The organism is Micrococcus sp. HMSC31B01 (assembly GCF_001816085.1).
GTDB lineage: Bacteria > Actinomycetota > Actinomycetes > Actinomycetales > Micrococcaceae > Micrococcus > Micrococcus luteus.
The window spans coordinates 1-9,594 of the sequence record NZ_KV825018.1 but is presented as its reverse complement, the minus strand read 5'-3'; the positions used below and the strand labels follow the sequence as shown (position 1 = coordinate 9,594).

General features: G+C 73.6%; 9 protein-coding genes. 4 read left to right on the top strand and 5 right to left on the bottom strand.

Going from position 1 to position 9,594, the window contains the following annotated elements; translation table 11 throughout:
* Positions 1 to 166: 166 nt before the first annotated feature.
* A complete protein-coding gene (locus HMPREF3105_RS03755; protein WP_070708803.1) occupies positions 167 to 646 on the top strand; it encodes an SRPBCC family protein in 480 nt (159 codons plus the stop codon).
* A gap of 38 nt (positions 647 to 684) precedes the next feature.
* Here the strand turns inward: HMPREF3105_RS03755 and panD are convergent, their stop codons facing one another.
* Together panD and HMPREF3105_RS03745 are read right to left on the bottom strand one after the other, a co-directional pair.
* Positions 685 to 1,122 carry an aspartate 1-decarboxylase gene (gene panD, locus HMPREF3105_RS03750; RefSeq protein ID WP_070708802.1) on the bottom strand — a complete coding sequence of 146 codons (438 nt, stop codon included), beginning with the start codon at positions 1,120 to 1,122 and terminating at the stop codon, positions 685 to 687.
* Positions 1,123 to 1,306: 184 nt separating this feature from the next.
* Positions 1,307 to 2,299, bottom strand: a complete 993-nt coding sequence (locus HMPREF3105_RS03745; RefSeq protein WP_041102582.1) for a DUF559 domain-containing protein — start codon at positions 2,297 to 2,299, stop codon at positions 1,307 to 1,309.
* 277 nt (positions 2,300 to 2,576) lie between these two features.
* Between HMPREF3105_RS03745 and paaZ the strand changes: the two genes are divergently transcribed.
* From paaZ to HMPREF3105_RS03730, 3 genes are all read left to right on the top strand, one after another.
* Positions 2,577 to 4,697: a phenylacetic acid degradation bifunctional protein PaaZ gene (gene paaZ / locus HMPREF3105_RS03740; protein ID WP_070708801.1), complete on the top strand. Its 2,121-nt coding sequence runs from the start codon at positions 2,577 to 2,579 to the stop codon at positions 4,695 to 4,697.
* Positions 4,698 to 4,835: 138 nt separating this feature from the next.
* Entirely contained in the window at positions 4,836 to 5,768 is a 933-nt protein-coding gene (locus tag HMPREF3105_RS03735; RefSeq protein ID WP_070708800.1) for a 3-hydroxyacyl-CoA dehydrogenase, read from the top strand.
* 115 nt (positions 5,769 to 5,883) lie between these two features.
* Positions 5,884 to 6,819 carry a hypothetical protein gene (locus HMPREF3105_RS03730; protein ID WP_070708799.1) on the top strand — a complete coding sequence of 312 codons (936 nt, stop codon included), beginning with the start codon at positions 5,884 to 5,886 and terminating at the stop codon, positions 6,817 to 6,819.
* Between the two features lie 6 nt (positions 6,820 to 6,825).
* Here the strand turns inward: HMPREF3105_RS03730 and HMPREF3105_RS03725 are convergent, their stop codons facing one another.
* The 3 genes from HMPREF3105_RS03725 to HMPREF3105_RS03715 form a co-directional block, all read right to left on the bottom strand.
* Positions 6,826 to 7,437 (bottom strand): TetR/AcrR family transcriptional regulator, encoded by a 612-nt coding sequence (locus tag HMPREF3105_RS03725; RefSeq protein WP_070708798.1) that lies wholly within the window; start codon positions 7,435 to 7,437, stop codon positions 6,826 to 6,828.
* Between the two features lie 98 nt (positions 7,438 to 7,535).
* Positions 7,536 to 8,885, bottom strand: a complete 1,350-nt coding sequence (locus HMPREF3105_RS03720; protein WP_070708797.1) for a phenylacetate--CoA ligase family protein — start codon at positions 8,883 to 8,885, stop codon at positions 7,536 to 7,538.
* A gap of 71 nt (positions 8,886 to 8,956) precedes the next feature.
* Entirely contained in the window at positions 8,957 to 9,373 is a 417-nt protein-coding gene (locus tag HMPREF3105_RS03715; protein WP_070708796.1) for a PaaI family thioesterase, read from the bottom strand.
* Positions 9,374 to 9,594 lie beyond the last annotated feature (221 nt).

Here is a 9,594-nt window from a genome sequence, read left to right as displayed (position 1 = left end):
CAACAACGTCATGCCCTCCTACAGCTAGCGTGACGGGTATGGACGAGCCCACGCTGCTGCGCGTCGCCCTGCCCGTGGCGAACACGCCCGGCCATCACCTGGACCAGCGGCTCTGGCTCAGCCGGGCCGCGCGCCCCGTGGACCCCGAGACCTTCGGCCGGGCCTGATGTCGGCCGACCGCCCCTTCCGCTTCACCCACCGCTGGGCCGTCCCCGCGGACGCCCGGTCCGTGCTGGCCCTGCTCGCCGACCCGGCCGGCTACCCACGCTGGTGGCCGGCCGTCCCGCGCGTCCGTCGCCTGGGCCCCGACCGCGCCGCCGTCCGGCTGCGCGGGTTCGTGCCGGTGCGTCTGACGATGGAGCGTCTCATCGACGACCGCGCCCGCGGCCTACTGGTCGCCCGCCTGAGCGGGGGCCTGACGGGCACCGTGCGGGTCACCGTCCACGACGACGGTGCCCCGGCCGGACACGCGACGCACTGCATCGTGGTGTGGGAGCAGGAGGTGGTGCTGACCTCGTCGTGGATGCGCGCCGTGGCCCGCGTGCCGGGCGCCCGCGCCGCGATGGGCCTCAGCCACGCGGCCGCGATGCACTCCGCGCGTCGGGCACTCGGGGCCAAGGCCGTGCCGACCGCTGATCCCGCTTGAACGGCTCGTCCATGACGGCCCAGCGCCCTCGGGCCGGCTCAGACCTCGGCCTGGGCCTCGTCCCACTCGCGGGACAGCGGCGGGCGGGCGACGCCGTCGAGCAGCCCCTCCGCCGGGTCCGCGCCGAGCTCGACGATCCTGTTGTCCGCGTCCACGTGGACGACCTTGGGCTGGAAGCGGCGAGCCTCGTCGTCGTCCATCTGCCCGTAGGCGATGAGGATGACGACGTCCCCCGGATGCACCAGGTGGGCGGCGGCGCCGTTGATGCCGAGCACGCCGGAGCCCCGCTCGCCCGCGATGGTGTAGGTCTCCAGTCGCGCGCCGTTGGTGACGTCCACGATGGACACGAGCTCGCCGGGGAGGATGTCCGCGGCGTCCAGCAGGTCCTGGTCCACGGTCACGGAGCCCACGTAGTGCAGGTCCGCCTGGGTCACGGTGGCCCGGTGGATCTTGGCGTGGAACATGGTGCGCAGCATGCGGCAGGACTCTCCGGATGAGGGGGTGGGTCGGGTCCGAGAGGACCGGTGCTCGATTCTACGCCGGTCCGGAGACGAGGGGCAGGGGGTCGGCGCCGGCCCGAGGCTCCCGCCCCTCTCGCCGAAGCCCGCAGACACGCCGCTACGCCCTGGCGGTAGCGGCGTGTCTGCAGGCCTGGGCGGGTCAGATCCACGACGGCGGCACTCGGCCCGGCGGGGTCCGCGCAGCCACCAGGCCCCGCAGCTGCCGCACGAACAGCTCCCAGTGCCCTGGCCGGAACACGTCGGCGGTCACCCGGATCACCTCCCACCCCTCCGCGCGCAGGGCCGCGTCCCGCTCGCGGTCCTCACGCCACTGCCGGCGATCCGTGCGGTGCTGATCGCCGTCGTACTCGACCGCCACCTTGGCCTCCGCCCACACCAGATCCACGCGGAGCCGCTGTCCCGTGGCGAGGCGGATGCACGGGTTCACTGCGGGCTCGGGGACGCCGTCCAGGACGAGCCGCGCCCGCAGTCGGCTCTCCTGCGGCGAGTCGGCTCCGGGGCGGACGAGCTCCAGCGCCTCCCGGGCCGCGCGGATCCCGCGCACCCGTCCGCGTTCCTCGACGGCGGCGCGCAGCTCGGCCACGTCCGTCACCCCGGGAGGCAGCCGACGGCGGCGGGCCTCCGTCGGGGCGGTCCGCACCATGCTGTCCCCCAGCGCGACGAGATGGTCGAGCGGCCCGGCCTGCGCGGCGAGGTCCACGAAGATCCACCCCGGTGCGGTCACGCGCACCCCGTCCACGATCCGCACCGGTGCGTCGGCGCGGAGGCGGTGTGAGCGGACCCCGGCCCGGCTCGACGCGGTGCCGTGGCCGCGCGGGGTCGCGACGTGCACGGACCGGTCGGCGGCGAGCGGCCCGGTCAGCCACAGGCCGAGCACCCTGGCGGCCGTGACGTGGCTGAACACGCCCTCGGGGTGCAGATCCTGCAGTGCCCGCAGATGGTCCATGGGGTCCGGTTCGACGCCGCGCAGGCCCCAGAGCCCCCAGCCGAGGGAGACCACGTCCCCGCGCCGCAGCCGGGCCGCGCTCACCCCCGTCTCGCGCGCGGCCGGGGTCGAGAACACGGTCGGAGCGCGGAGGAGGCCGTCCAGTCCGCAGCGCATCGGAGGCAGGGGCGCGGGCGAGCGGGGCATGGGCCGAGCGTGCCCGATCCGGGCGGGCCGCCGTCGTCGTCCGCCGGGATCTGTGGACGACGCCCCGCCGAGGCCCGCAGACACGCCGCTACGTCCTGGCGGTAGCGGCGTGTCTGCGGGCCCGGGCGCCACGGCTTGCGCGGCGAAGCCCTCTCCACGACGACGGCGTCACCGGCCCGGCTCCCCCTCCCGCGTGATCCACGTCTCGGCTAGGGTGAGGAGCAATAACCGACCGATCGGTCGGAACTCGTCCGCGCCCCCGACACCAGGAGACCCCGTGACCGTCACCGCCCCCTCCCTCCCGGAGATCCTCCCCAGCTACGTCGCCGGCAGCTGGTGGACGCCGTCGCACCCGTCCAAGGTCACCGACGTGACGGACGCGAACACCGGCGCGCGCCTGACCGGCGTCTCCACCGACGGCCTCGACACGGCCGCCGCCATCGAGCACGCCCGCACCGTCGGCCAGCAGGCCCTGGGCGAGCTGACCATCCACGAGCGCGCCCTCAAGCTCAAGGAGCTCGCGCTCTTTCTGAACTCCCGCGTCCAGGAGCTCTACGACGTCTCCTTCGCCACCGGCGCCACGCAGCGCGACCACGCCTTCGACGTCGACGGCGGCATCGGCACCCTCTTCACGTTCTCCGGCAAGGGCCGCCGCGAGCTACCGAACTCCACCGTGATCATCGACGGCGACGTGGAGCCCCTCTCCCGCGACGGCTCCTTCATCGGCGAGCACATCTACCAGCGCATCCCGGGCGTGGCCGTGCAGATCAACGCGTTCAACTTCCCCGTGTGGGGCATGCTCGAGAAGTTCGCCCCGGCCTTCGTCGCCGGCGTGCCCACCGTGGTCAAGCCGGCCACCCCCACCGGCTACGTCACGCAGAAGTGCGTCGAGCTGATGCTCGAGTCCGGCGTGCTGCCCGAGGGCTCGATCCAGCTGATCTCCGGCTCCGCCCGCGACCTGCTGGACCACCTGGACTACCGCGACCACGTCGCGTTCACCGGCTCCGCCGCCACCGCGGCCACGCTGAAGAAGCACCCGAACGTGCAGGAGGGCGGCGTCCGCTTCACCGCGGAGACCGACTCCCTCAACGCCGCCATCCTCGGCCCGGACGCGGACCCGGAGTCCCCCGAGTTCGAGGCGTTCGTGAAGGTCGTCTTCCAGGAGATGACGGTCAAGGCCGGACAGAAGTGCACCGCCATCCGCCGGGTGATCGTCCCGCAGGATCGGGTCGAGGCCGTGACCGCCGCCCTCACCGAGCGCCTGGCCGCGAAGGTCGTCCTGGGCGACCCGCGCGTCGAGGGCACCACCATGGGCGCCCTGGCCTCGAAGGACCAGCAGGGCGAGGTCCGCGGCGCGGTGCAGCGCCTGGTCGACGCCGGCGGTCAGGTCCGCCTCGGCGGCCCCGAGGGCTCGACCGGTGACGCCGACGCCGAGTCCGGCGCGTTCTTCGCCCCCACGGTGCTCACCTTCGAGGACGCACGCACCCCCGAGGTGCACAGCGTCGAGGCGTTCGGTCCGGTCACCTCGGTGATCGGCTACACGGACGTGGCCGACGCCGTGGCCCTGGCCGCCCTGGGCTCGGGGTCGCTCGTGGCCACGGTCGCCACGAACGACGGTGAGACCGCCCGCGCGTTCGCCGCCGGGATCGGCGCCCACCACGGCCGCGTGCACGTCCTGAACCGCCAGACCGCCACGACCACCACCGGTCACGGCGCCCCCGTGCCGGTGCTGATCCACGGCGGCCCCGGCCGCGCCGGCGGCGGCGAGGAGCTCGGCGGGGTCCGCGCCGTGAAGCACTACATGCAGCGCACGGCGATCCAGGGCTCCCCGGACATGCTCACGGCCATCACCGGCGTGTGGCATCAGGGCGCCGCGGCCCACACGGTGACGCGCGAGGACGTGGAGGCCGGCACGGCCGTGCACCCGTTCTACAAGTCCCTGGCCGAGCTGACGGTGGGCGACCAGTTCGCCTCCGGCCTGCGCACCGTCACCCTGGAGGACATCACCGCCTTCGCGGAGGAGACCGGGGACAGGTTCTACGCCCACACGGACGAGGAGGCCGCCATGGCCAACCCGTTCTTCCCGCGCCGGGTGGCCCACGGCTACCTGCTGGTCTCGTGGGCCGCGGGGCTGTTCGTGGCCCCGGATCCGGGCCCGGTGCTGGCCAACTACGGCCTGGAGAACCTGCGCTTCATCACGCCGGTGACCTACGACGACGCCATCCGCGTGACCCTGACGGCCAAGCGCATCACCCCGCGCGTGAGCGACGAGTACGGCGAGGTGGCCTGGGACTGCCGGATCCACAACCAGAAGGACGAGCTCTGCGCCCAGTACGACGTGCTGACGCTCGTGGCCAAGACCTGGCCGATGGCCCCGTCCGAGACCTCCCAGGGCTGAGCCCCCCTGCTTCGACGGGCCGTCCCGTGCGCCCGCTGCGCGCCGGGCGGCCCGTCGTCGTCCCCGGGAACAAGGAGCGTGCCCGGGGCGTTCACCTGTACGTCCCATTCGGACCGCGAGAGAAGAAGGTCGACACACATGTCCGAGTTCACCCGTTTCGAGCAGGTCGCCGTGCTGGGCACCGGCGTGCTGGGTTCGCAGATCATCATGCAGGCGGCGTACCACGGCAAGAAGGTGATGGCCTACGACGCCGTCCCCGCCGCCCTCGAGGGGATCGAGCGCCGCTGGGCGTGGATCCGCCAGGGCTACGAAGCAGACCTCGGGGAGGGCTACGACCCGCAGCGCTTCGACGAGGCCATCGCCCGCATCACGCCGACCTCGGACCTCGGCGAGGCCCTGGCGGATGCGGACATCGTGGTCGAGGCCGTCCCGGAGAACCTGGAGCTCAAGCGCAAGGTGTGGGCCCAGGTGGGCGAGCTCGCCCCCGCCACGACCCTGTTCGCCACGAACACCTCCTCCCTGCTGCCCTCGGACTTCGCCGACGCCAGCGGCCATCCGGAGCGCTTCCTGGCCCTGCACTACGCCAACCGCATCTGGGCGCAGAACACCGCCGAGGTCATGGGCACCGCCGCGACCTCGCCGGAGGCCGTCGCGGGAGCCCTGCAGTTCGCCGAGGAGACCGGCATGGTCCCCGTGCACGTGCGCAAGGAGATCCCGGGCTACTTCCTCAACTCCCTGCTCATCCCGTGGCTGCAGGCCGGCTCCAAGCTGTACATGCACGGAGTGGGCAACCCGGCGGACATCGACCGCACGTGGCGCGTGGCCACCGGCAACGAGCGCGGCCCGTTCCAGACCTATGACATCGTGGGCTTCCACGTGGCCGCCAACGTCTCCCGCAACACGGGCGTCGACTGGCAGCTCGGCTTCGCTGAGCTGCTCGAGAAGAGCATCGCCGAGGGCCACAGCGGCGTGGCCGACGGCCAGGGGTTCTACCGCTACGGGCCGGACGGGGAGAACCTCGGCCCGGTGGAGGACTGGAACCTGGGCGACAAGGACACCCCGCTCGGCTGACCTCCTCCGCTGACGGATCAGGGGCCGTCCGGTGCGCACCACGCATCGGGCGGCCCCGTTGCGTGCCCCCGCCGCTTCCTTGTGGCATCCGTCACAGCGCACGTAGAGTCGGGCCATGACGACCTCCCGACTCCCCCTGTTCGGCGCCCTCGCCGTGGGCGCACTCGCCCTCACCGGGTGCGCGGGCGGCGGCGGCGCGGAGCCCTCCTCCCCCGCCCCGTCGTCGGTGTCGTCCACGACGACGGCGGCCTCGTCCGCGTCCACGTCACCCGCGGCCAGCAGCTCCACGGAGAGCACGGGCGCGGCGGAGAGCACGGCCAGCGCCTCCGCCTCCAGCAGCCTGTCCCTCGAGATGCCCCCCGCGCTGGACGGGCAGCGGACCCTGGCGGTGCAGGCCGCCGTGCAGCGGGCCGCGGGGCCGGGGTCCGAGGTGGGGCTGAGCGCCGCCTCGCCGCTGGAGCGGCAGACGGAGCTGCGCCAGCGGGCCGACGGACTGGAGCAGGCGGTCGACGCCGGCGCGAGCCCGGCGCCCACCCGCAGCGCGGAACAGCAGGCCTGCCTGGACGCCACCCGCTCCGCCCTGGAGCGGGACGCCGAGGCCGGGGCGGCGGACCTGGGGCTCACGGCCCAGCCGGAGACGGCCGCCACCACCGGCGGCGGGCCCACCACGACGCCGGCGCCCTCCTTCACGGCGTCCCCCGACGCCGAGGTCACTCCGCTCGGCGTGCGCGTCACCGTGTACCCCACGGAGGAGGCCGCCCGCGCCGCCCTGGAGGACGCCCGGGCGGCGGCGCAGGCCTGCACCGGGGTGGACCTGGCCGGGCTCGGCGTGGAGAGCGTGACGCGGACCGAGCACGAGGGCGGCACCGGGTACACGGCGATCCCGGCCCCCGGGGGGTCCGTCTACGCCCACCTCACGGCCGTGCAGGACGGCGACCGGACCGTGGCCGTGGCCCAGGCCGACGCGGACGGCGGGGTGCCCGCGGACGCCGAGGACCGTGCGGCCTCGATCGTGGCCGACGTGCTCGCCGCGCTCGACGGCGAGGGCTGAGGGCCCTCAGCCCCGCAGACCCCCGAGCACCACGCCCGTGACGGCGTCGATCATCTGGCCCGGTCCCTGCTGGCCGGGGGCGCCGCGATCCGGCCGGTACCAGTCGACGATCGAGTTGATCATGCCGAGCGCCAGGCGGGCGAGGTTGCGCGGGCTCACGTCGGAGCGCACCGCCCCCGCGGCCTGGGCTGCCTCGAGCAGGTCGCCCAGACGCCGGGTGATCTCGCGCCGGCGTTCGACGGCGGCCACCTCGACCGCCGAGTTCCCGCGCAGGCGCAGCAGCAGGGTCACCTCGGGCTGCTTCTCCGCCAGCACCCCGAGCGTGCCGCGGATGGCCGCCTCGACCTGCGCGCCGGCGTCGTCCCCGCTGGCCACCACATCGTCCAGGCACGCCTCGAGGGCGTCGAGCGCCTCCGTCACCGCGTGGTCGAGGATCGCCTCCTTGGACTCCACGTGGTGGTAGATCGCGGACTTGGAGATGCCCAGGTGGGTGGCGAGCATGCCCATGGACGTCGCCTCGTAGCCGTGCCGGTTGAAAAGCTCGACGCACTCGGCCAGCAGCGTCTGCCGGTCATAGCCGGGCCGGCCGCGGCGCGGGGTGGGGCTGCTCTGGGGCACGGGGCTCCTTCGGGGGCGGGCGGACGCCGACGACGACGACGGTGCACCGGTCCACTCTACCGGGCACGCCGGCGTCGGGTTCGGCCGCGGGGACGGGATCAGGCCTGGTCGCGCAGGTCGTAGATGCGCTTGAGCTTGCCGGAGGAGCGGGCGAGGGTCTCCGGCTCCACCACGTTGATCACGCACGAGGAGCCGATCTTCGTCTTGATCTCCATGCGCAGGTGCGCGGCGCAGGCCTGGGCCTCCTCGAGGGTCGCATGATCGCGGCGCTCGATGTTCACGGCCATCTGGTCCATGCGGTCCGGGCGGGTGATCTCGAGGGTGAAGTGCGGCGACAGGGCCGGCTCCTTGAGGGCCAGCTCCTCGATCTGCGACGGGAACAGGTTCACACCGCGCAGGATGATCATGTCGTCCGAGCGGCCGGTGATGCGGCCCATGCGGCGGTGGCCCGGGTGCGTGGTGCCCGGCAGCAGGCGGGTGAGGTCGTGGGTGCGGTACCGGATGATCGGCAGCGCCTGCTTGGTGAGCGAGGTGAAGACGAGCTCGCCGTGGCGGCCGGTCTCGAGGACCTCGTCCGTGAGCGGGTCGATGATCTCGGGGCGGAAGTGGTCCTCCCAGATGTGGGAGCCGTCCTTGGTGGCCGCGGACTCGCCGGCCACGCCCGGGCCCATGACCTCGGAGAGGCCGTAGATGTCCAGGGCGTCGAGGTCGAAGGTCTGCTCGATCTCGCGGCGCATCTCCTCGGTCCACGGCTCGGCGCCGAGGATCGCGACCTCGAGGGAGGACTCGCGGGGGTCCAGGCCGAGCTTCTTGAAGCCGTCCGCAATGGTCAGCAGGTAGGTGGGCGTGGAGAGGATGGCGCGCGGCTGGAAGTCGGTGATCAGCTGCACCTGCTTCTCCGTCTGCCCGCCGGACATCGGGATCACGGCCGCCCCGATGCGCTCGGCGCCGTAGTGGGCGCCGAGGCCGCCGGTGAACAGGCCGTAGCCGTACGCGTTGTGCACGCGGTCACCGGGGCGGATGCCGCCGGCGCGGAAGCAGCGGGCGACGAGGGTGGCCCACGTGGCCAGGTCGTCGTCGGTATAGCCGACCACGGTGGGCTGGCCGGTGGTGCCGGAGGAGGCGTGGATGCGACGCAGCTCGGGGCCCGTGGCGGCGAAGGCGCCGAACGGGTAGCTCTTCCGCAGGAACTCCTTGTCCGTGTACGGGAACTTGGCGAGGTCCCCGAGCTCCGTGAAGTCCGAGGGGTGGACGCCGTGCGCGTCGAAGTGCTCCCGATACGCGGGCACGTTCTCGTAGGCGTGGTGCAGGGTCCAGCGGAGGCGTTCGAACTGGAGCGCCTCGATCTGGTCCCGGCTCATCGTCTCCTCGGGGTCCGGGGCCCCGCGGTCGGCGGGGGCGGGCAGGGGTGCCGGCGTGTACGGGTTGGGGATCGAGGCCTCGAGCATGGCGTTCTCCTGGGGATGCGGGGTCGGGCGGCGGTCGACGACGGCGGCGCACCGGCGGGTGCGTCCGCCGGTCAGCGTCCGGGGGCGGGGATGGTGCGGGAGCGGCCGCGGAAGGCGGCCACCGGGGTGCCGTCGTCGGTGGTGACGGTGATGTCATAGACGGCCGAGCGGCCGGCGGCGGCGACCAGGCGGCCCTCCGCGACGAGGGTCTGCCCGGCGCGGGTGGCCGCGAGGAAGTTGACGTCCACGCCGGAGGCCACGGTGAGGGTGGAGCCGTCCGAGGCGGGGTCGTTGCAGGACAGCGCGAAGCATGTGTCCGCGAACGCGAAGACGGCGCCGCCGTGGGCCAGGCCGAAGCCGTTGTGCTGGTCCTCGGTGAGCGTCATCCGGATGCGCGCGTGGTCCTTCTCGGCGGCCTCGAGGGTGACGCCGAGCCACCGTGCCACGCGGTCCTCCGCGAGCATGGGGTGGTGGGCGGTCTCGGTCATGGGCGGGCCTCCCTGCCGGCACGGGCGCGCCGGCGCGGCGGCGCAGAGAATTACTGAACGATCATTAGGTAACTCTCTGGATGTGACCCACGTCAAGTCCGGTCCGGTGTGTGACGCGCGCCGCCCCCCGCCGTCATGCCGTGGGAGCGGGGCACACCGGGGGACCTGTGCGCGGCCCCCGCCTATCGTGTCCGCGGCGCCTGTCTAGGTGTTGTGGGTCA